Annotated in this window: 2 protein-coding genes (1 of these 2 running past the window's edge); both read right to left on the bottom strand. The window is 50.2% G+C overall.

Translation table 11 applies throughout. The features are described from left to right. On the bottom strand, positions 1 to 15,047 hold the 5' portion of the coding sequence (locus M2277_RS06260; protein WP_280754388.1) for an SDR family NAD(P)-dependent oxidoreductase. It extends 2,956 nt beyond the left edge of the window; only the first 15,047 of its 18,003 coding nucleotides appear in the window; the start codon lies at positions 15,045 to 15,047; its stop codon lies beyond the left edge, outside the window. Continuing rightward, entirely contained in the window at positions 15,044 to 25,432 is a 10,389-nt protein-coding gene (locus M2277_RS06255; protein ID WP_280754387.1) for an SDR family NAD(P)-dependent oxidoreductase, read from the bottom strand. Before M2277_RS06255 ends, M2277_RS06260 begins: the two co-directional genes overlap by 4 nt.

Below are 25,432 nucleotides of genomic sequence, written 5' to 3'. Positions count from 1 at the left end.
TCCAGACACTCCCTCCAGTCCCATCGCTCCTTCGGTATTTCCGTGATACAATCCTTGCCCTCCACGATGTTCCTCCAAAATTCATTCACATCCTGTGCCATCGGAAACAGACCGCTGATACCTACGATAGCCATCGGCTCAGGTTCAGCTTGAGTGTATTGGGCAACCTGGGTTAACTGGACAGGCTGGACAACTTTCGGCGCCCATCGGGAGCGAGGTTTTCTGACGGGATTCACCTCTTCCTTCTCAACCTCAACCTCTACCTCTACTGCGTTTATCTCTATTACGTTAACCTCTGGAGCGTCCGACTGCATGTCCGATGGAGTCCCAGCGGCAAATGCAGCCGGATGTTCCGCGATCAGGTATTCGGCAAAACTATCCAGCGTTGTATATTCAAAGAACACGGTCGGAGTCAATTCAAGACTGTAGGCTTCATTCAACATGTTGGCAAATTGCGTAAGGGAGATCGAGTCGAATCCATACTCACTGAATTCCGATTGAATATCGATATCTTCCAGCTTGACCTTTAATAGTGTGGACACGTTCTGTATCAACACGGTCTCTACTCTTACCCTCTGCGTGCCGTCATCATGCTTGACGGTAGCTGTCATCATGCTCGGCTGTGGAGCAACGGCATTGGTTGGAGGGAGCATTCTGGGTTTCATTCGTGACATCATGCCTGTCATGACCAGAACCTGATGTCTTCCCGAGGCAAGCCCCTGATACAGGGCTTGAATTCCCGCAGAAGTCTGCATCGGGACGGTGCCCAGACTCTTCAGCATGATTTTTTCGACGTCATCGCCGACGCGCATACCGCCCTCTTTCCACAAGGGCCAATTGATGGATAACATTCGACCATGTCGCTGCTCGGATGCGGCAAGCGTATTTCTATACTCTGCGAAGGCATCCATGAAAGCATTGGCGGCAGCATAATCTGTCTGACCCGGATTTCCCGTCGCCCCAGCCACAGAAGAGAAAGCAATAAACAAATCCAGATGAATATTTTTACTGGCTTCGTCCAAATTTACGAGCCCGTTAACTTTGGGGGCCATCACCTCTTGCAGTTCCCCCACATCTTTTCTAAGAATAAGATTGTCCCGGATGATGCCCGCTCCATGAATGATCCCGTTCAGACGTCCATATTCATCCTGGATACTTCGGATCAAGGCGAAGACCTGCTGCCTGTCCGTCACGTCCACTTGTCTATAATCCACCTTGGCACCGCGAGCTCGCAGTTCGTCCAGCTCCGCCCGCGCCCCTGCTTGCAGCGCAGAACGTCCGGTAAGAATCAACACGGTTTCTTTGGCTGTATTCGTAATCTCTCTGGCAAAAATAATGCCCAGACCGCCAGCACCGCCCGTAATCAGATAGATGCCTTGGGCCTTCCACGGAGGAACTGCTTCCTTAACATCAGCATGAAGCTCGCCCCATCCCGCAACCCATCGTTTGCCGTCCCGATATCGGATGCGCTGATCCGACGGCTGGCCGCTGTTCTCCATGGATACACCTGTCAATTTTGCAATTTCAGCAGAGCCTGATTCTATTTCGATAAATTGACACACAAGCTTGGAACTTTCCGACTGTGCTGCCTTCATTAATCCCGAAAGACCCGAGAACAACAACCGGTCATTCTGCGGAAGGGATACAACCTGAATCAGAATTTTATCTTTCGGTTTCTCTTGCAGGACGGCTTGGATTTCCTCAAAAATCCGACTGGCATAATTTGTATACCGTTCTTCCATTCTTTCCTGAGATGATTCCAGCGTGATACAGCGTGCTTGAGTCATCTGTTGGTTCATGCCCTGCTGCAGGTCCAGACCGATCTCGCACAGGAAGACCAGATGTTTGGCATAACCCTGGGCGCTGGTGATGATAGGGACAGGCTGCTCCCTCCAGATCGGCTCCAGCATAAGAGTCCCGGGTGTCTCTGAAAGACCCTGTGACTTCACCTCACCGTCTAGCACCCTGGTTGAAAAACCTTTCATTATTACAAATACAGTCCCTTGAGCATCGCATAAATGGATATCCAGCTTCTGCACTTTGCTATCTGCTTTATTTCCTTCGCTGTACCGGATCAGAGCCCACATTTCAGACGGGCAGCGGCCAAATACCTCAAACTCCTGAAGTGCAAACGGAAGTCCCGGCTTCAGAACAGCGGACGACGCTGGATCTGAGCTCATCATCATGGAAATCGTTGCCTGCAGGGCCGAATCCATCAAGCTGGGATGCAGAGTATACATTTGGGTTGTTTCAGAAACCACGGCGGGAATGGACAGCTTGGCCAATGCCTGACCACTTCCCAAATAAACCTTCTGTATTCCCTGGTGAGCCGGACCGTAATGAATGCCCATGGCTCTGTATGTTTCATAGATCTGGTTTGATGAAATGACATCTCGATTACATTCAGACTGAAGGGCCTGGATATCCAGCGATATATGATCCTCCATACTGCCTAATATCGCACTCCCTTGACTGTGCAGTACAGCTTCTCCATCTGCTTCTGGTTCGCTGCTGTATACTTCATAGGCAATTTCACCATTGTCCTCATAAACAAGATCAATATAGACTTGAACGGGTTCATCTCGCACCGCAATAGGCCGAGCCCACACCACGTTCTTGAGCCGTATTCCCATGCGCTCTTCCATCAGTATCTCTCCGGCCGTTTGCTCAACAGCCGCTCGCGCCATTTCAAGATAAGCCACACCAGGCAGGACGGGCGCCCCCTTCACCACATGATCCTTCAGGAAAAACTCGTTCCCCGTATACATCGAAGTGAAACGCAGCCCCGACAGGTCAGAGGTATTCCGATGAAGCAAAGGATGAACAACAGATGCTGCCGATGCTTCAGCAGGCCGGCTTGTTTCAGCGTCTACCCCAGCTTCAGGGATCCAGTACGGTTCACCGGCAAAAGGATAAGTTGGCAAGCCGATCCGAGAAGGTTTAACCTCGCCATAGATCTGGCCCCAGTCAACGCTCAGCCCCCTCACCCATAAATTGAGAAGTTTGGCGTATTTTCCTCGCTGGATCCATCTAACGATGGCATCCTGGATTTCTTCATCAGCCTCAAGAAGCGACATCGTCTCCTTATTGCGCTTGACCTGCCCTCTGAACGTATCCTTGATCGAATCGCAGCCATTCGCGAACTCGTGTAATTTTGCCTTAAGATCGTCCACGGAGCCAACGATCATGGCCAAGCGATCCTCCATGGCCTCGCGTCCCACTTGAAGTGTATACGCTATATCCCGCAGGCTTGCATCCGTCAGCTGTTCTTCGCCGATGGCGTGCATTAGCCTTCTGGCCTGCTCCCGGAGCCTGTCTTCGTTTTTGGCAGATAAGAGTATTAATGCAGGACTATGTGAATGAACGGCAATAGGAGCCTTATGGCTGTCCTTAGGGATATACTCCTCAACCACGATATGGGCGTTAGCTCCTCCTGCCCCGAAGGACGAAATTCCGGACCGGCGAGGTACCTCCTCCCCATTAATCATGGGACGCTTCCAATACGACGTTTCACTCTGCACGACAAATGGCGTCTGATTGAAGTCGATGTTAGGGTTTAGTCTTTGTCCGTGCATGACATTTTTCACAAGCGTTTGATGTTTCATTTGAAGCAGCACTTTCGTAAGCTGCGCGATGCCGGCCGCTGCCTCCGCATGTCCGATGTTCGATTTGACCGAGGAGATGGAACAATAGCCTGTTTCTTCGGTATATCTACCAAATACGTCCGTCAAACCTTTAATCTCAATCGGATCACCAAGCGCCGTTCCGGTACCGTGAGCTTCGATGGAGCTGATGCTTCTTGGGTCAATTCCACTTTGGATGAGCGCATTCTCAATGGCCTGTGATTGGGATACCGGACTTGGAACGGTATAACCGTTCGTTCTGCCCGCATGACTGACTGCCGTGCCTTTTATGACTCCATAAATGTAGTCCTGATCTTGGATTGCCTCTTGCAAAGGTTTCAAAAAGACGGCGCCTATCGCCTCGGATGGTACATAGCCTGTGCCGCCTTCACCAAAAGCACGGCATCTTCCGTCTGAAGCGCTGAATTGCCCCTGGCATAACGTAATGTATTTGCTTGGATGAAGGGATAGATTAACGCCGCCTGCAATCGCCATCTTGGACTGTCCGTTTCGGATGCTCTCGCAAGCCAGGTGTACAGCATAAAGCGATGAAGAGCAGGCCGTATCCACCGTTAAGCTTGGACCCGTGAAATTCATGATGTAAGACACCCGGTTCGCTATCGAGAACATCTGGCTCGTCGCCAGATACATATCTTGATTGGCTTGCTTGGCCGCATCGGCCATAAACAGCTGATAGTTGTTAAATGTAGCGCCTACAAAAACTCCGATTTGATTGCCATAACCGTCATGCTTCAACGATTCGCGCGTATAACCCGCATTCTCCATGCATCCCCAGGCAACCTCCAGAAACAGCCGTTCCTGTGGATCCATGTACATGGCGTCTCTTGGCGAAATATTAAAAAACAAGGGATCGAAATAGTCAATACGGTCCAAGAAGCCTCCCCATTTGCTATAACTCAGTCCCTTGGCAACAGCTTTAGCCCGGTCCGGCTCATAGAAGCCCTCCAGAGACCAGCGATTTGCCGGAATCTCTTCAATGCAGTCCTTGCCTTCGTACAAGTTGTTCCAGAACTGCTCCAGCGTCTCCGCTTTCGGATAACGGCCAGCCACTCCAATGATGGCAATATCCGCAGATTGGCTTGGCTGACGTTCCGTTAGAGATATTGATTGTTTGTTAGACGGACTAACGGATGAGATGGAGGCTGAAATAGCTGGCTTTTTTGTTGTTTCAACCTGCTTTAGACTCTTCAGGGGCTTCCCCGCAACGGCCACAGCCGTATCGGCTGCGAGTGCGGAAACCACGTCTTTATACTCCCGGATTAAATAAGCGGCTAATGTCTTGACGCTGTTGTACGTATAGAAGAGGGTGGTATCCAATTTCCCGATCCATAACTCCATTTTCCGATTCAGGGCAGTAATCATCAGGGAATCAAGTCCCAATTCTTCAAAGGAGGCTTCCTCCTCCAATTTATCATGGGGGATCCCGGTAACCTCTCCAAGGAGCATTCTTAATCGTGCTGTGGCTGCCAATACCATCGCTTCCGTATCCACGCTGCCCTGAAGAGGAGTTTGTTCTTCATTAAGGTCATCTTCCAAATCTTCTGTTTGGCTAGCTAATGGAAACTCTTCTACTTCCGCCGCAGAATCGAAGCCCGTCTCTTTCTCCATCCCTACAGCAGCTGGCTCGTTCACGGCTGTTTCGGCAGAATCCACCCAATATTCCCCTTTTTCAAAAGGATAGGTTGGAAGCTTTACCTTATAAGGTTGATCTTCGCCAAACAGCAGATTCCACTCGATGTCGTACCCCTGGCAATACAAATCCGCCAGCGCGAACAGCGTCTCTTGGAATTCGCTTTTACGATGACGCTGGGTGAGGCTCTTCGTAAGGAGCTCCTGGATATAAAGCTGCATCGCTTTTTGCCCGGTAAAGTCCCGCGGAACCCTGCCTGTAAACAGATTTGGCACTTTCTCGCTGCTGGAGGACAACTTCAGTACATACTTCGCATCACCTAAATCCTGAATGACCACGGCACAGCGATGACTGAAGTGGCGGCGTCCCTTTAACAGCGTATAGCTTATATGCGGAAGATCTTCATCATTCCATGTCTCTTGATCAAGCGTTTGGATCATATCCCGGATTTTTTCGTCGAGTGCTTCCTTCGTTTTTGCCGACAAGGCAAGCAGATGGTATGGCGGACGCGCCTTGGACACACCACCTTTTCTATCTCTTGCATAACTCTCCAGAACCATATGCGCATTGGTCCCGCTCATACCAAATGCGCTTACTGCCCCGGTACGAACTGTTCCTTCCGGTCTGCTCCAAACTTTGGCTTCCCTATTTACATAGAACGGGCTCGCACCCCAATGGATATAATCGTTCTCTTGTTCAAAATGGAGGCTTGGCGGAATCATTTCATGGCGCAGGGAAAGCACCAGGTTGATCAGACTGACCAGACCGGAAGCTGCAAAGGCATGTCCGAAGTTGGTCTTGGAGGAAGTGAGTGCACAATAACTCTGTTTCCCCGTATGCGCTTTGAAAGCTTCGCCCAAGGAATTGATTTCTACAGGATCGCCTAACTTTGTCCCGGTGCCATGGGTTACGATATACTCGATTTCTTCGGGATTTATTTGATATTGTGCATAAATTTCTCTCAACAATTTGCTCTGAGCAACTCCGCTTGGGGCCGTAATCCCATTAGTTCTCCCATCGTAATTCACCCCGCTGCCGCGAATAACCGCCTGAATAGGATCTCCATCCGCTTCCGCTTGCGACAAACGCTTAAAAACCAGGACGGCAACGGCTTCTCCCGGAACGGTTCCGTTCGCCCGATTGTCGAAGGCGTAACATTTGCCGTCCGCGGATAATATCCCTGCCTGACTAATGCCTGCATAGGCTTGGGGAGTAAGCAGCAAGTTAACGCCAGCCACGATAGCGGTATCGCATTCTCCATTCCGCAGGCTCATACAGGCCTGGTGAGCAGCAACCAATCCCGATGAACATGCCGTATTTATAGCCATATTCGGTCCGCTCAAATTGAGGAAGTAAGACAATCGAGCTGCCAGGATAGCGTTATGATTAGAGGTTATAGTCCCCTTATCCTTGACCAGCAGATGATAATCGCCATCCTCAACCCCAACAAACATTCCGATCTTGCCTGTACCGAGTTTGTCTTCACCGTACCCGGCATCCTCTAAGGCCTTCCAGGATTCCTGGAGCAGCAGCCGCTGCCTCGGGTCCATCGTTTTGGCTTCATTCGGCGAAATCTCGAAGAACATCGGATCGAATTCGCTAACACCCGGAATGGTGCCACACCATTTGCAATGGATCTGCCCTGATTCTTGCTCGCCATCCCCGTAATATTTCCGCCAATCGAACCTCTCGACGGGAACTTCCGACACTGCACTTCTGCCTTCAGCCAGAATCGTCCACATCTCATCGATATTCCGTGCTTCCGGAAAGCGCCCGCTCATGCCGATAATCGCGATAGGCTCATGCATGGCCGGCGGTGAGGGGTTCGGTATGGCCTTTCTCACGGACCCTCGTGCCCGCTTAAATGCTGTTTGCTCCGATTCCGACCTATTCAATGGTTGTTGTAAATCCGTATGCTCAATCTGACCTTCCTGGTAGAAATCAGCCACCAATTCCTTATGTTCATCCAGGAAATGGCCGATTAATTTCCCAATCGTGGATTGTCCGAAGAACAACGAAGGTGTTATATCCAAGCCGTAATGCTCTGTCAATGCGTTTGCGAACTGCGCAAGATTGATGGAATCGAAGCCGAATTCAGCCAGGTTCTCTTCCAGGTCCAGCTTATCGCGAGGGATTTTTAGCAATTGGCTGACGATTTCCTTCAAATCCCGCTCCAGACACTGCTCAAGGCTCAAGCCCTTCATTTCACTCCTCCAGCCCCTGCCTGGAGCGGATAACGCTTGAACGGTCTTCGACTCCTGTTCTTTCGCTTCAATAACGGCGCCACGATCAGCGAGCCCCAAAAATCTGTGTACGCGGCTTCGCTGCCCAACCAGTATCAAATGCTGCGAGTGGCTGTTAGATAAAATGCGCTCAAATATCTGTAATCCCTCTTCGGTCTCCAGAAAGCGCTGACCGCTCGATTTTAAATACAGCTCCGTATTAGCTTTATCCTGGAAGCCCATCCCGCCGTCCTTCCACAGCGGCCAATTGATTACGAAGGTGCGACCGCTGCGTCTCTGTTCGTTCCGATAGCGGGCATAAGCCATCTGAAAACGATTGCCAACCGCATAATCGCATGAGCCGAAATCTCCGAGCACTGCCGAAGTGGACGAAAAATAACAGATAAAGTCCAGCTGCTGTTCCCCTTGAAGCAACGCCTCCAGCGCAAGTGTTCCTTCCACTTTAGGAGCGAGAATCTTATGGAAATCTTCAATCTCTTTTTCAAGAATATTCTGACTGCTGGACATGCCAGCGGCATGAATAACCCCATGAATAGCCCCAAAACGATCTTTTGCAGGGGCCAACCCTTCCCGCATGCCTTCTGCATCGCAAATATCGGCTTGAACGTATACGACATGGCCGCCCCTATTCTTCAACTCCTCCATGCTGACCCGCATTTCGTCGTTCATTGGAGATCTGCCTGTAAGGATTAAATTTGCGCCATATCGCTCAGCCATATGCCTGGCGAAGAGAAGCCCAAGACCTCCACATCCGCCTGTAACAAGGTACGTGCCTCCATTCTTTAACATGTTGGAGCCATTCGCCATCACGGTGGGCTTGATCTGCCTAACATGGCGCTTACCTTTTTGATACCAGACGCTTGTGGCTTGATTGTTGCTTATTTCCGCCAACAGCCTTTGAGTCACTTCTCTCCAGGAAATTTCATGCGGCTGTGCTTGCGACTCCAATGATACGACGCTCACGCTAATGTTAGGCAGCACAAGACCGAGTGAACGTTCAAAGCCTGTCCAAGATTCCATATAACACTGTTCAAGCCGGTTCTCATATTGACCTGCCAATAACAACCGCTTCGGCTTCAGCCTTGCAGAGGCGATGGCTTGAATCAGGTGCACAACGCAAGAAACGTCCTTAACGTAAATGGCATCTTCCATAGGCCACAGATACAGAACCGCATCGATTTCTTTGAAATCTTCCTTGATGCTGCTCAATGCCTGCATGTACGTCTCCCGATCCGTCTCGGAAATGGTGTAATCATACGTTGTGTTCTTGGCAAATCCCGTACTTCGCGAAACAAAAATAACCTGGGTGTCCCCACCCAAGCCTGTCGCGGTCTCCAAAAATTTCTGTTGGCTCCCATGCTGGGAAAGGAAACAGATCATCGTCTTCGTTTCTGTATTATGGGTACCCGTTAAGACTTCTTCCTCCCATACCTCTTCAAATGTCATCATCTCGTAGGATTCTTGTGTTTGTGTTTGTTTCATTGAAGCTCCCGTATTGTCCTTGCTCGGTCTGTTTGTGATCCGCATGCTTCGTGATTTGGTTCCGGCAGCATCCGCTTTGACGTCGTTCCGGGACGTCCAATACCGTTCCCTGGCAAATGGATACGTCGGAAGATGGGTTAGCCGAGCCGAGGTGCCTGCATATAAATTTTCGCCGCTCAGCTCATAGCCCTGACAGTAGAAATCAGCTAATGCATGCAGAGCTTCCCGATATTTGTCCGGATCTTCCATCAGAGAAGGCATGGTTCTCATAAGGTCTTGGACATACTGCTGAATCATGCTTTGCCCTTCAAAATCTCGCGGCACTTTTCCGCTGAACAGGCTTGGCAGCCGTACCTTGTCTGCGCTTGTCGACAATGCATATTCCGCATCCTGTTTGTCCCTTACAACAATGGCAATCCGATGGTTAAAATGCTGTCGTCCTTCCATCAAGGTATAACCCAGATGGCCCATCTCTTCTTGTGACAGCTTCGTGTTCCTGAACATAGCGAGCATGTCTTGAATCTTCTCCTCCAGAGCTTCGCTCGTTTTGGCGGAGAACGTAAGCAAATGATATGGAGAACGGTCAGCAGACTCTTCAATCGGCTCTCTGGCGTAACTCTCCAGCACCATATGAACATTGGTCCCGCTCATTCCAAATGCGCTTACTGCTCCCAGACGATTTTTGACGCTGTTGGAGGGCCAGGGTTTGTTCGTTTTATTGACATAAAAAGGACTTTCCGTCCAATGAATATAATCATTCTCCTCTTCAACATTCAGGCTTGCAGGAATCATTTCATGGCGGAAAGCCTGTATCAAGTTGATCATATTGACTAAACCGGAGGCGGCAAAGGTATGGCCGAAGTTGGTTTTGTTGGAAGTAATCGCGCAATAGCCTTGTTTATCGGTATTCGCTTTAAACGCATCTTGCAAAGCGTTGACTTCAACCGGGTCTCCTAATCTGGTTCCGGTGCCGTGTGTAACAACATATTCAATGTCTTCCGGTGTTACCCCGGACTGCTGATACACGGCTGTTACAAGATCCCTTTGCGCCACTCCGCTCGGAGCTGTGATACCGTTTGTCCTGCCATCATAATTCATGCCGCTCCCGCGGATGATCCCCAGAATCGAATCCCCGTCTGCTTCAGCTCTGGATAAACGCTTGAGTATCACCACGGCAACCGCTTCGCCGGGAACAAGCCCGTTTGCCCGCTGATCAAAAGCAAAGCATTGTCCATCCTTGGAGAGCATGCCAGCCTGACTCATCCCGATATACGGATCCGGGGTCAGCATCAGATTGACACCTGCCGCAATAGCCGTGTCACACTCCTCGTGCCGAAGACTGAGACAAGCCTGATGCGCTGCTGCCAGCCCAGAGGAGCAGGCGGTATCCACCGACAGCACGGGACCGTTCAGGTTCAAGAAGTAAGACAGCCTTGCTGCCAAAATGGCATTGTGGTTGGAGGTAATCCCCGCTGCCCCTCGGACCAGCTGCTGATAATCTCCTTGCTCTGCCCCAACAAACATCCCTATCTTCCCGGCTTCGATTTTCTTGGTCCCATACCCTGCATCCTCCAAGGCATTCCAGGCCTCCTGAAGCAATAAACGCTGCCTCGGATCCATCAGCTCCGCATCCCTGGGTGAAATTTCGAAGAACAAAGGATCGAATTCACCGACACCCGGAATACAGCCACACCATTTGCTGTCTATCGTTTGAGACTCCTTACCGGAGTCTGTGTAATAATCACGCCAATCAAACCGATCCGAAGGAATTTCTTTCACCGCACTCCTTCCTTCGGTCAGGATGGTCCACATTTCTTCTACATTCCTCGCATCTGGAAATCGCCCGCTCATGCCAATGATGGCAATAGGCTCGGGGACATCCGGGGAAGCGCTGCGTGATATTACCTTAGGCCTCTCAGACGACCGTGGTTTCGTTCTGGAGACGGATGCAACGGGCTTGCTCTCTTCAGCCTCATAATAAAACGCTGCAACCACCTCTTGATGCTCCGTCATCAAGTATTTCGCTATTTTATTTATGCTGGAATGCCCAAAAAACACCGCCGGGGTAAGCTCGATCCCGTAAAGCTTCGAAAGCGATGCTGCCAAGTGGGTCAAGCTTATCGAATCAAATCCAAAATCCGCGAGATTGATTTCACTGTCCAATCGATCCCGCTGGATTTGGAGTAAAGCACCTATCTGATCCTTCAAATCCAGCTCTACGCACTGCTGTTCATTCAAACCTCTCATTTCTCTTTTTCGGCCTTTACCTGATTCGGTTCTTCGATGATCAGCCTGACGATCCGACTGTTCCATATTATCATTGGCATCGAATTTTACAGGCTCATCCGAACCCAACGGTTCGATGAAGGATGCGGGCGTGGATATTATACGCTCACCATCCAGCTTATCAGCTATAAAATATCGTTCCCTCGCAAATGGATAGGTCGGCAGACTCCTGCGGCGCGGTTTAGGCCCTGTGTTATACAGGCTGTTCCAATCCAAACTTGGCCCTTCGACCCAAAACCTTGCTATACTCTGATAATCCCCCAGCTGCAACCAAATCTCCATGTTTGCATTCACTTCTGTTATATCCTTCAGCTCTTTGCCAGCCTTGTTCTGTCCCTTGCTCAGCCCATCAATGTCTGCCTGACCTTCCAAATAACGCATCAGCTTAGTTTGAAGCTCCTGAATAGAATCCACAACGAGCGCAATCCGCTCCTCCATGGCTTCTCGTCCGATTTGAAGGGTGTACGCTACATCCGGCAGGTCGCTGTCCGATAATTCCCCGGCGCGGATAACCGACAAGAGTTGCCCTGCCCTCTCCTTTAGTCCCGCTTCGGTTTTGGCTGACAAAGGAACGATGACCTTCACATGTTTAACTTGCTTCACTTGCTTCACTTGCATCAGGGTTGGATCATTCCGGGATGCTTCCTCGGGTCTATATTCTTCGAGTATGACATGGGCATTGGAGCCTCCCGCTCCAAAGGAGGATACCCCGGCAATTCTGGGGAATTCCCTCAGCTCGCCGTCGAAATGAATGACCGGTCTTTGCCATTCTTCCAGTGATTGCTGGACAACAAAAGGTGTTTTGGCAAAATGAATATTCGGATTCAGCTCTTGGGCATGCAAGCTGGGCACCAGCATCTTATGCTTCATTTGCAAGACGATTTTGGTTAACCCCGCCATGCCAGCCGCAGCTTCCAGATGCCCGATGTTGGATTTGGCTGAACCGATGGCGCAATACCCTGTATCGTCTGTGTCTTTGGAAAACGCTTGGGTAAGCCCGGTTATTTCTATAGGGTCACCGAGATCTGTGCCGGTTCCATGTGCTTCAATATAACTGACCGTTCTCGCATTTACGCCTGCCTTGTCCAGCGCAGCACGAACAAGCTCGCCCTGAGCCACGGGATTGGGCACGGTGTAACCGTTGGTTTTACCACCATGATTCGTGCTGGTGCTTTTAATGACGGCATGGATCTGATCCTCATCCGCAATGGCGCGTGACAAAGGTTTCAGCAGCACGATGCCGACACCTTCGCCGGGAACGAACCCATTGGCTCCTTGACCAAAGCTTTTGCATTTACCGTCCTTCGAAAGCATCTTCTGTACGCTCAGCCAGTGGTAATTGGAAGGGTGCAAATACAGATTTACCCCGCCTGCAATTGCCATTTCGCAATCACCAAGATGAAGATGTTCGCAGGCTTCATGAATCGCGGTTAGCGAGGAGGAGCACATCGTATCAATCGGCATGCTGGGACCTTGCAAATTCAGATAATACGAAACCCTGTTGGCGACGGAGCTGAAGGATGTGTACGGATTGAGATGTTCCCCCTGTTCCCATAATTCGGGGCCGTACAGATCGTAGCCCGTCTTCGTAATACCTGCAAAAACACCTACCCGGCGGTTATGCTGAACCGCCAGCTGCTCCCGAGTGTATCCCGCGTCCTCTAACGCTTCCCAGCAGGACTCGATGAACAGGCGTTCTTGAGGGTCCATCAGCATGGCTTCCCGGGGAGAAATGTTGAAAAACAGGGGATCAAAATCCGCGTATCCGTCTAGAAAACCGCCCCATTTACTATAACTCTTGCCCTGTGACGCGGCCTCCTGCGGATCCGGATGGAAGAAGCCTTCCATCGTCCAGCGGTCTTCAGGTATTTCAGAAATCGAGTCTTTGCCGGCCTTTAAATTCTCCCAGTACTCGCTCAGATTGCGGGCTCCCGGATACCGTCCGCTTATACCAATGATGGCAATGGGTTCCCGCGTGTTGCGGGCAGGCTTATGGGCAGGGAAGCTATTAGATCGTTTCGTACCTCGTCTGCGTGAAACGAGTGCCGGAAAGGAATTGTCCGGATGCGAAGCTGTTGGATTGCTTGCAGGTATTTCCCTGACGACCTGCTCTTCTCCCATCCCCGTCCACTTCACGCACAACTCCGTATATTCAGCAGCCAGATAATCAATGACTTCTCCCAACGTCTGATACTCATAAAATAACGTTTTGGAAAGAGCTCCGAAGATCCTTTCCAAGTTCATATTCAATTGGTTGATCATGATGGAGTCGATTCCGTAACGCTCAAGGGGTTCGTTTATATTTATTTTGGAAGCATCGAGCTGCGTAATCTCCCCGAATAGCGATCTGAATTGCTGAGCCGTTCTATCTCTTAAACGTTCCCGATCCACCTGGGATCGATCTGCCGTTTCGGAAATCACTTGCTTAAGGGCGGAACTTGAGAGCAAAGTATCCCTCATCTTAGTGAGTTCACCTGGCAGAATAAGCACTTGATCATGGCCGGAAGCCAGTGCTTGAAACATAGCCTGAATGCCAGCATTCGTCTCCAGTGCCGTCACGCCCCAGCTATGCATCATCCGGTCCTCAGCTTGTGGATCAATTCCCATCCCGCCATCCTTCCATAAGGGCCAGCTGACAGACAAGGCTCGGCCTTGGCGAAGCCCGGATGCCGCCAGACCGTTGCGATGCATCGCGTAAGCATCCATAAAGGCATTCGCCGCAGCATAGTCGGCTTGTCCCGGATTTCCAAAACTGCCCGCTATCGAAGAAAAGAACACAAAGAAATCCAAAGGAAGCTCCTTGGAGGCAAGATCCAGATTCACGAGACCCGCTACTTTGGGATCCAGTACTTGCTGTACCTCTTGTCTGTCCTTCTTAATTATGAAATTGTCGCAAATGACGCCCGCACTATGGATGATCCCGCTCAGCTTCCCGAATTCCTCTACAATATATCGGAACAGACCTTCTACTTGATCCCTATGGGTCACATCCGTTTGCATGTATACGATTTGGGCTCCGCTTGACCTTAGTTCATGGAGTCTGGCATCTGTTTCCCCTGACAGCACAGAACGTCCCGTTAGAATCAGCACAGGGTCTTTCACTTGCCGCACAATATCGTTGGCGAATAGGAGTCCGAGTCCCCCCGCACCCCCGGTAATTAGATATATCCCGTTGTCTTTCCATGAAATCCTCGGCTCTAACGGTGAAGCTGCAATTTCATTCCAGTCTGCCACCATTCTTATACCCTGGTCATACTGCACGCGATCATCAGGCTGTCCCTTGCTTTCGTTCAGTTGCTGCACAAGTTGGTCTATAGTCTCATCAAGTTCTGTTACGATCAATTGAACTCTTAACTGCGGATTCTCCAAGTGGGCCGTTTTCAAAAATCCAAAGAGCCCGGTGAGCAGCTTCTGTTCACCCTGCGCAGACACCACCAGTTGAATAAGGGTCTTCCCTGTCTCTTTACGCTCTAATATCGTTTTTACCCAATCGAACATTTGCTGTGCATAGGTTTGGAATCGTTCATGAATCTCCATATATGGAGAGGATTGCAGCATATGAACTTCTGCACCCGACATTCTAACTTGAACGCTTTCTTGGTATACGTGCTCCATATCGCACAGGATAACCATATGCCGGGTTTCCTCTGCTGGCATGTGTCTGTCCATCATCCCTGCTTCTCTAAAATGCGGCGTAAACAAATGAACCGTGGACGCTGCTACGGACCTATTAGAACCTGAAAGAGTATGTTGATTTCTCATAGTTTTAACCCTCCCCCAACCATGTGGTGTCCTACAGTATATTTATCTTTGCTCTCCGTAAACCGGGCTGTAAGTCCCTTCAATCTTGCATATACCTTACCGTGTTGATCATACAAGTCCATATCTACTTGTATATCCTTATTCCCCTGCACGCGATGTTCGCTCTTTCGTACATGGATCCATACTTGCGGTGTGGGTTCACCGATCATTTGCATCTCTTGCAAGTAGAGCGGCAGCATGGATTGGATAACATCACTGCTCATTCGAGGATCCCTATCCGCCAAAAGACCAATAGCCGCCTGCAAAGCGGCATCTGTAATACATGGGTGCAGAATAAAGGGATGAGACGAATCCGTCCAGGTTGCATGCAGTGAAAGTTTGGCAAGCACTTCATTCTGTCCGACAAACAGCTCGTCTACCACTCGATGCTCAGGGCTATAGACGGCTTCTGCCTGATCGTATGCCTTATACCAGTCTTCTTTTGAGAAATATTTCACGTTGCATTGTTCCCGTATGAGGTTCAAATCAATTGTTTCAGCTCCTGGTACAGGATAAGACGATACGCTCCCTTGATTGTGTATAACCGGTTCTGTGCTGCTCAGGTCAGAACTGCTGTAGATTTCAAACGAAATACCCTCCTCATCAGGAAAGACGTCGATATGAATCTCCAAGCCTTCCATCCCTAACTCAACCGGACTGGACCAGACCATATCCTTGATCTGGATGCCTTCATGAGGTCCTATAAAAGCTCCCGCCGACATTTCCGCCGCTTTTCGTGCCATCTCGAGATAGGTCATGCCAGGTATGGTTTTTGTTCCATTGACATTCCCATAAGCCAGATAAGGTTCGCTGCCCTTAAACGTCGTGCTGTAGCGAACCCCTGACAGATCCGAGGTATTCCGATGAAGCAAGGGGTGCAGCATGGCCTGTCCTGGTGACGCTGTATCATGGGATAATAAACGTTTGTTTTTCTTATCCGGTACCCAATAGCGTTCTGTCGCAAAAGGATATGTTGGGAGGGACAAAATTCTATAACGTTCACCTGAGAACAATGCTTCGTAGTTAAGCGCATATCCTTGAACGTATAACTCAGCAATCGCAGATAACCGTTCCACGTACCCATTCGGATCTGCTGCGAAGCACTCCTCAATGCATTGATTTCCGTACCGTTTCAGCGAAGGCTGCTCCCGCCGATCATTTTCATTCCGTTCTGAAACGTATACCTGCGGTACTTTGCTCCTGGCCAGCCATTTGCTTAAATACGATATAAGTTCATCCACACTGCGAACAATGCAGGCTAAACGATGGTTGAAATGTTTTCTCCCCGCCAATAACGTGTAGCTTAAGTTGCCGCAGTCCGCTTGCTGATTCCGTTCACAGTATTCGATTAGCTGGTCAGCCTGCTGCCGCAGCTGCTCTGGAGTGCGCGCGGATAACGCTAACAGATACCCTGGTTTCACGGAATGGCTCCCTGCAGGTTCCGGTGCTTCCTCAATAACAATATGGGCGTTTGTGCCACTGAATCCGAAAGAGCTGACAGCAGCCCGTCTTCTGTCATTGGAGCCGGTTTCCCAGTCCCTGAGCGTTGTATTGACATAAAACGGGCTGTCCTTAAATTGAATATTGGAGTTGCCCGACTTGAAATTAAGCGTAGGCGGGATTTGTTGATGCTTCATGGACAGCAGAATTTTGATGATTCCCGCGACGCCAGCCGCATGGGCCGCATGCCCGATGTTGGTCTTGATTGAACCGATGGCGCAGTATTCCTTATTGTCGGTATATTTCCTGAATGCTCTGGTAAGTGCCTGGTATTCAATCGGATCTCCCAGCTTCGTGCCCGTTCCGTGGGCTTCAACTACCTGGATGCCGCTTGGATCAATATGAAACGCATCATATACGCTGCGTTCCAAACTCTCCTGGGAAATGGCGCTTGGCGCCGTAATACCATTGGTGGTTCCGTCCTGATTCATTCCCGATCCGCGGATGACGCCGTAGATATGATCTCCATCATCCATCGCTTCGCTAAGACGCTTCAATACAAGCACGCCGGCCCCTTCACCGGGAACAAATCCATCCGCACGGTCATCAAAGGTATAGCTGTGTCCTGTTGCAGAGAGCATTCCGGCTTTGTTGGTGCTCAAGTAGTACCAAGGCGTAGACTGGATAAACACGCCTCCCGCCAGAGCCATTTCCGTCTCTCCTGCCCACAATCCCTGACAAGCGATATGAACCGCAACCAACGAACTGGAGCAAGCGGTATCGATAGCAATAGCCGGTCCCTTGAGATCAAGGTAATAGGCAATCCGTGCCGGAATGACCGACCCGGCTATGCCCCAGAAGGCCTGCGCGGGTGCATCGTCACCCGACAGCTGGTGATAATCCCCCGCTCCTCCAAGGCAACCGACATAAACGCCGCATTGGCGTCCCTGAATCCTGGAACCGGCATAACCGGAATCCTCCAGTGCCTTCCAGCACTCCTCCATAAACAATCTCTGCTGGGGATCCATATAATTGGCTTCAAGTCCGTTAATATTGAAAAAAGAAGGATCAAATTGATCGATGTTCTCTACAAAGCCGCCGCGGTTGCAATATTCGGCATCCTCCGGATAGTATGCCGTGAGATCCCAACGCGGTGACTCTTCGATAAGCTCCGCTCCATTGGATAGATGTGTCCATAATTCATCCACGTTGGCCGATTGGGCATACTTTCCGCTCATTCCAATTATGGCAATCGGCTCTTTTTGCATGGATGTCTTAAGGGCGACCCCCTGCTGTTCAAGATTAGCCATTTGAGAGTCAGGCAGTGGAGCCGCATCCATAAACCTGCCAAAGTAAGACCTAGGGGCGGAGGCGTCCTCTATATCAGATTCACCCGGCTTAGCCTCAACAACGACAGCTTCGTCTTTAAGGTTTTGTCCGAATTCACTGGCGACCGCATCTCTGTGATCCGATAAAATATACGCTGTTAGCTGCTTCACGGAACTATAATCAAAGAGGCTTGTCGTATCAAGTTCAATGTTTAAGGCTTGATTAAGCACTTGTACCAAATGAACACCGATAATAGAATCCAGACCGTAGTCGGCAAAAGAATCCTCCAGCTCGATTTCGTTCCTGCTTACCTTCAATGCCTCCGAGAGCTTCTCAATGATGGTCTCCTTCACATGATCCTCCAGCATCTGTTCGGTCACAGCCCTGGTTGTTTGCGCAGCCGCGATGTTCTTCTCATGTCTTTTTTCTGCTATAATCGTGGGCTGCAGCGTGGTCGTCGTGTCGATTCGGTTTAGCTTGGACATGCTTCTGACCTCGGCTTTCGGGGAAGCATCCTGGAGTGCTATCTTCTGTCGTACAACCCCGTTGCTTCCCGCCGCAATGATCTGCTGTCCCCAATCGTGAGCTTCTTGTGCCGGAAAGAAGACGCCCTCATAGCCTTCGGATTCCAACACGGCTTTCCAGGTTGCGGGATACAGGCCGGGGCTGCCGGGAATGCGTAGAGCTGCATCTTCATACAGCCACCACCCTTCCAGAAGTCCGAAAGTTAAATGAGTGAACAGCCGATTATCGCTGAGCTCGTTGATCAGAATGATGCCGTTCTTTTTTAACACGGCTTTGGCATTTCGTAACGTGTGGCGGATATTGCGCGTCGCATGAAGCACATTGGTTGCGATCGCAATATCGAATGCTCCCGCAGGCGCATTCGGACCGGATGCCGGTGCGTCTACATTGAAGATTCTATAAGTCAAATAGGCATGCTCCGGACCATATTCTTTTTCAGCAAACAATAAAAATGCTTTGGAAATATCGGTATAGCAATACTCCTCAATATGGTCACGGTAAGGCTTCAGTTTGTGGAAAAGCATGCTGCTAGTCCCTCCGGTACCAGCCCCGATTTCAATAAGCCGCAGCTTTGCCGAAGGATCTGCCTTGATCCTGTCCTCCACATACGCGATTAAGGCATCTGCAAGAGCTTCATTGAAATAGTCTGCAACCGGATTATTTTTATAAATGCCTTCCACCATGCTCATCGAGGAATTAGGAAACAGGATATCGGTCGCGAGGCGCTGACCCGTTAGAATGTCAGGTAATGCGCGCAGCACCGCCTCCGTCAGTGTCATCCATGCTTTTAAGCTTGGATCTGCCAGCCATTCCTTCTTTCTCAGCTCCCATTCCTTCCACATTGAATCCCTGTCAACGGTTACCGATTTCATGGTTTGGTACGTCTCGCCATCCTGATAAAGGAATTGATTCTGTACAAGAACACGGTGGCTTTCCTCAAGCCATCTTTCGTACATGGGAGCCAATCCCTTGCGGGCGTTACCATCACTCGCCGCCTTTATGCCCGACTTCAATAGCCCCATAGCCGTAAGCTCGCTCAAGAGCATTCTGGATAAGAGGTCAATCATTTCCTTATTCAGGCCCTGACCCTCGTTCAAGCTCGGAGCCTGGTAACCTGTCGCAGCGCTATCCCCCTTGAGGTTAAAACTGTGGATGGTTGGCGGTACGTTGTCCGGCCGGATATCGAAACGCTCCTTAGGATTCATCCCTTCCACCAGGAGGGGTTTGTTTGTTGTAATCATGGCCATCTGATGGATGGGGTTCGATACCAGCTGTTCCACAGCCTTCATTCCATCCTCCGGAGTTATGAGTCCCAATCCGATTCGGGACAGCTGCTGTACATCCTCGGAAGCAGCAGCGTCAGCGCTGCTCCAATACCCCCAGTTCATCACCTTCACCTTACACGGCCACTCACTCGCGAGCCGATGGGCGAACGCATCCTTGAATGTACACCCGGAGGCGTAAGAGCTTTGCCTTGGGTTTTTGATGAGAGCGATCAGAGAAGAGAAAAACAAAACAAAATCCAAAGGTTCCTCACGAAACACCTGAGCCATGCGTACGCTCACGTCAATCTTAGCCGAGAGGCCCGCCTGGAATTGCTCCTCCTCCATATCCGCAAGGCTGCATTCCGACAGCACCATCGCTGAGTGAACGATGCCGTTAATTCCCGGGAATTTTGTCTTAATTGCTGTGTAGGCTCCTCTGAGTTCTTCTAAATGGGTTGCATCTGCTGCGATATAAACAGGTTTCGGGCCAAATTGTGAGATTTGATCCAAATCCGACTGGATCTGATCATCCATAGGTCTGCGGCCAATCCATACCACGTTAGCCTTATACGTCCGGACCATGTATTCGCTCCATGCTTTACCGATTCCTCCGGCACCACCAATTACGACATAAACGCCCCCGACCCTAAAGCTTGATTCCACCATTGGAGGCGGGTTCATAGGTACGAGATGCTGCCTGTACCACTCCTGATTCCGGTAAGCCCAGGGGTGTCCGCGCCGATCGGCAGGCAAGGCCAATAGATCGGTTACGGGCCAATCACAACCAGCTTCCAGATCGACGATCCTAATGTTCCAGTTGGGATATTCTTTTGCCATCGAACCTACCAGTCCGTGAATACTGGCATGAGCAGGATTAGTCGTATCTGATCCATGAACGGATTGCGTATTAAATGTAATCACGGTCCATTCCAAGCTGCGAGTTGAATACCCCAGACGGATAAGCGATTTAATCGTTCGGAACAACGGTTTAACGCCTGACTCCTGTCCTGCGATCCATTCATTTCCCGCGGTGGATTCAAGTGAATGTTCAGAAGGAGCCATCCATATCACATGATCTATCAAACCGCGAGCTTCCATTTGGGCTGCAATGCCTGTAATTGGATCTTGGGACGTGATGTCGATGAATTGCATCTGAGGGTATATCTGCTGGAACGTACTTCTGTTTTCCTTCCCGCCGACAACCAGAACACGAGCCAACGCTTGGGGCAGCCTCTCTCCTTTATCTGGCAGCACCGCATCCCATACCGGGACGAGATGAATATTCCCGACAGGAGGCTGTGCATAGGACTCTTGCCGAATGGCATTCGACTGGCTGCTTGCTTGAGATTCCCCCTCCAGCACCCTTGTTGAGAACCCTCTCATACGGACACGGATACGGCCCTCTTCGTCGCATAAATCGATGTCCAGCTTTTGAGTTTTGCCTATCGTCGCAGCCGCATGCTGATCACTGCTTCGTATCCATGCCCACATATTCGGAGTGCAATCGCCCAGTATGTCTAGCTCCTGCAGGGCAAAGGGCATCACGGGTTTAACCAAATCCGGGATCCTGCCTTCGCCTTCTGAGCTCATGAGAAAACCGATGGTAGCCTGTAAGGCTGAATCCATCAGGCTCGGATGAAGAACATACTCGTTCAGGGTACTGGTTACAATTGAAGGGATGGACAGCTTCGCCAGTATTTGCCCTGAGCCCTCATCCTTATAAGCTTCTTCTATTCCCCTGTGCGCCGGTCCATAGTCCATGCCCATCGCATTAAAAACCTCATAAAAACGAGAAGCGGGAATGGATTGTTCGCCAAACTGCTTCTTCAACTCATCGATATTCAGGACAACCTGCGTGCCAGGCCGTACCAGCTCCGCATAGCCTTTGCTGTGTACAGTAAATTCAGTGCCGGTAACCCCTTGAGGCGTGCTATATATTTCGTAGCCTATCCCTCCGTGTTCCTCGGGAAGCAGCCGGATATTCACGATTGCTGGCGTCCCCTCTACGGAGATTGGCCGAATCCAGACTACATTCTTCAAGCGAATTACTGTCTGATGATCCGGTAGTTTGCCAAGCGATTGCAACATCGCCATCCGAGCCATCTCAAGATAGGCCACCCCCGGCAATATCTTCTGCTTCTTCACAACATGATCGGACAAGAAAAATTCATGTCCGGTAAACCTGCTGCTGAATCGCTGCTCCATGAAATCGGACGTGTTTTTGTGAAGCAGCGGGTGTATGCCCACTTCCGCTGCAGGCGCGATCGACTTACCGGTAGCAGGAATCCAGTAGCGCTCCCGTGCAAATGGATAGGTTGGCAGGCTGATCCGGGAAGCTCTGTTGTTGTCACCATAGAGCAAATTCCAATCGATCTCGATTCCCTTAACCCACCACTCAGCCAAATGCTCCATACGTCCCTCATGAATCCATTGGCTGAGGGATTCTTCATTTGCTTCTCTCGCAGAGGATAATGAAACTGTGTCCTTATCCGGCTTGATCGTCCCTTTATAACCGTGTTCAAGTACATCTTTATTTTGCAGGAAAGCCTGAAGCCCCTCAATCAACTCCGAAATCTCCCGAACAACAAAAGCCACCCGTACTTCCATAGCTTCACGCCCTACCTGCAGCGTAAAGGCCACATCCTCTATGGAGGTTACATTGTGGTCCTGCTCCCGATCCCATTCTTCCTGGGCAATCGTTTCGTCATGAGCCGCAACCTCACTCTGGGCTCGCAATCGTTCTGGATGCTCGTCCAGAAGATGTGCCGCAACCGAAGCGATCGTGCAACTCTGAACCCATTCCCTATCGTCCATCTCAACGGCGAATTCTTCCAGAATTTTGTCCTTCAGCTGTCGGATGTGAACGGGTTCGACTCCGTATTCACTCCATGGAACACTGGCTTCAATAAGTTCTCCGTCAACATGAATGATCGCGGCTAAGATCCCCCTGATTCGCTCTTCCAAGAAGCCCGCAAGTTGCGACTCTGTATGCTCGATATCCAGCACTTTCTCACGGATAGGCAGCCCTTGCAGGTGTTTGAGCAGCTCTACGGCATAGGATTTAAGCCTCTCATTGTTTTTAGCCGAAAGAGGAACAAGCACGGGCCGGTCTTGCTCACGCTTCGTCCGTGCAACTCCTCGAATTTGGGTATCTATGTATTCTTCTAGAATCACATGCGCATTTGAACCAGTGGCTCCGAACGAACTTAATGCTGCCCGCCGCGGATAACGAACCTGCCGCCCATCTTCCATCATCACGGATGGCTGCCATTCTTCGGTGACACGCTGCACATAGAACGGCGATTGCTCAAAATCGATATAAGGGTTCAATTCCTCAGCGTGAAGCGAAGGAACAAGGGTTTTGTGATAAATTTGGAGCGCTGCTTTCTGAAGACCGATCACCCCGGCTGCCGATTCCGCGTGCCCTATATTTGATTTTACAGAGCCGATCGAACAAAACTGCCGGTCTTGGGTATAACTTCCAAAAGCTTTCATCAATCCTTCAATCTCAATGGGATCACCGAGGGAGGTTCCCGTACCATGCGCCTCCACATAACGAATCGTCCGCGGGTTAATGCCGGATTGCTTCAAGCAATCGGCAATCGCCTCCCCTTGTGCCACTGGACCAGGCACCATGATTCCACTCACAGTTCCAACATGGTTAATGGCGCTGCCTTTTATAGTCGCGTAGATTCTGTCATTGTCTTCAATGGCTTTATTTAAAGGCTTCAAGAGAACCGAAGCAACGCCTTCTGCAGACACATAACCATCGCCTCCTTCACCGAAGGTATGGCAGTAACCATCACTTGAATGCATCCCCCACATTCCATAGGTCATATACTTGGCCGGATGCAGGGATAAATTCACACCACCCGCCAAAGCCACTTCGCTTTCACCGCGTTTTATGCTTTCCATAGCCAGATGGACAGCCGTAAGGGAAGAAGAACAGAGTGTATCTACGGTCATGCTCGGACCATGAAAATTACAAAAATACGAAACCCGGTTCGCGATAGGACCTGCATTCAATGAGAGTGGAAACGCCTCCCCTTGGGACAACGCCTCTGCCCCCACCAGGGAATAATCCTTGTGCATCACCCCGGCAAAAACACCTACGTTCCGTCTCTTGTTTTTCCCGCGAGGCGTCACCAATGATTTAGGTGTATATCCGGCATCCTCAATGGCCTCCCAGCACGTTTCCAGAAACAGTCGTTCCTGCGGATCCATCGTTTCCGCTTCACGAGGAGAGATTCGAAAGAATTTGGGGTCAAAGCAATCCGGATCTTCAATAAATCCACCCCATTTGGACATTTCTTTACCGCCAGGCGATTTAATTCCGGCCAGCCGCTTCCGATCCCACCGAGATTCTGGTATCTCACTTATGCAATCTTTTCCCTCCTGCAAGTTCGTCCAGAATTCCTGGAGGTTTCTGGCTTGCGGATATCGGCCGGACATACCGATGATGGCAATATCGTCATCGGCGGCTGTCCTTTCCTTGGGAGTGGAACCCAAAGCAGTAGGGGCTAAAGGTTTAGGCAAGTCATCGAATCCAGGATGGGAAGGCGATCTGGATACGGATTGCTCTGATGCTGCTTCGATTTGCTTAAATTGTGATGCATAATGCTCTTCCAGGTAAGCAGAAAGCTCGGCAATGGTTGTGTATTCAAACAACAAGGTGGGCGATAAAGAGGTCTTGATTCTGGACTCAATCGATCTCACGATCCCCAACAAGCCCGGGGAATCCAATCCCATCTCATAGTAACCGGACTCCGGGTGGATATCTTCCGTGGAACTATTCAAAACATCTGCCATGAGCTGCCGCAGGAACCTTTCGATAGAAATAACGGGTGCCGCATCACCTGCGGCACCCGTATCGAGAGTGATCTTATCGGAGGTGGCCGGAGCTCCGCTTATAGGCTCCTGCCACGGAGATGATGGAGACGACAACTTCCGTTCCGGATTGATCAGTCCCGCTTCACGGACCAGTTTGCCCGCGAAATTTCTTAATTCTCCGACTTTTTTTCCATCCCGATTAAAAAACTCCATCGTCCAAAACATCAATTCGTTCTTATGGATCACCGAGGATTTCTGCACTCGTGTAATACATCGCTGCTGAAGAGGTTCTGACGCATGAAACGCTGCATAACTAAGAGGCAAGAATAATCGCTGTTCCTGCTCAGTGGCAGGCGCAAACATTCTCCCGGCCCCAACACCGCTGCCGTCAATCAGCGCAGGGTGGAATAAGAACTCTTGCGAGCTGGACTGAGCGTCCGGTCCGATAGAAAGATCCAGAATCACGGCGGCCTCCAGTTCATAGACCTGACCTTCTGCCTTCATAAATCCGGTATGAACCAGCTCCTGGCTTTGGTATTCTTCATATAAATCATATATGCCCAGCTCTCTGATTGCCGAGCGCTTCACGGAGCTCACGTCCAACGTCTCATCATACGACACCGGTTCTATAAGAGACATTTCGGCAGTAGCGTACAGGGTTGTCTCCGGTTCCAGTATGCCATCACGCTGATTCCGTCCTTCGAGACGAATCTTCCACGAGCCGGCAGAGGTTTCATTGCAATGAACGCCAAGTCTGACAGAGCAGCCTGGGACGGTTGCAAGCGGCTTGAAAATACTCAAATTACGAAGTTCGAGCCTGTCGAAAGAATAGTGATTTTTTTTGTAAGCTTGATATATAAGATCAATATAAGCCAGTCCAGGCAATAATTCTTGTCCATACACTTTATGATTGCTGATAATCGGATTCTTTGCAGACAGGTTAAATTGTTCGTACAT

It is taken from the genome of Paenibacillus sp. LBL (assembly GCF_029893715.1).
In the GTDB taxonomy this organism is placed as follows: domain Bacteria; phylum Bacillota; class Bacilli; order Paenibacillales; family Paenibacillaceae; genus Paenibacillus_AQ; species Paenibacillus_AQ glucanolyticus.
This window is presented reverse-complemented; position numbering and strand designations above follow the sequence as displayed.

Coding starts and splice junctions, on each gene's coding strand:
- M2277_RS06255 (WP_280754387.1), bottom strand. CDS start 25,432: ATGTACGAACAATTTAACCTGTCTGCAAAGAATCCGATTATCAGCAAT.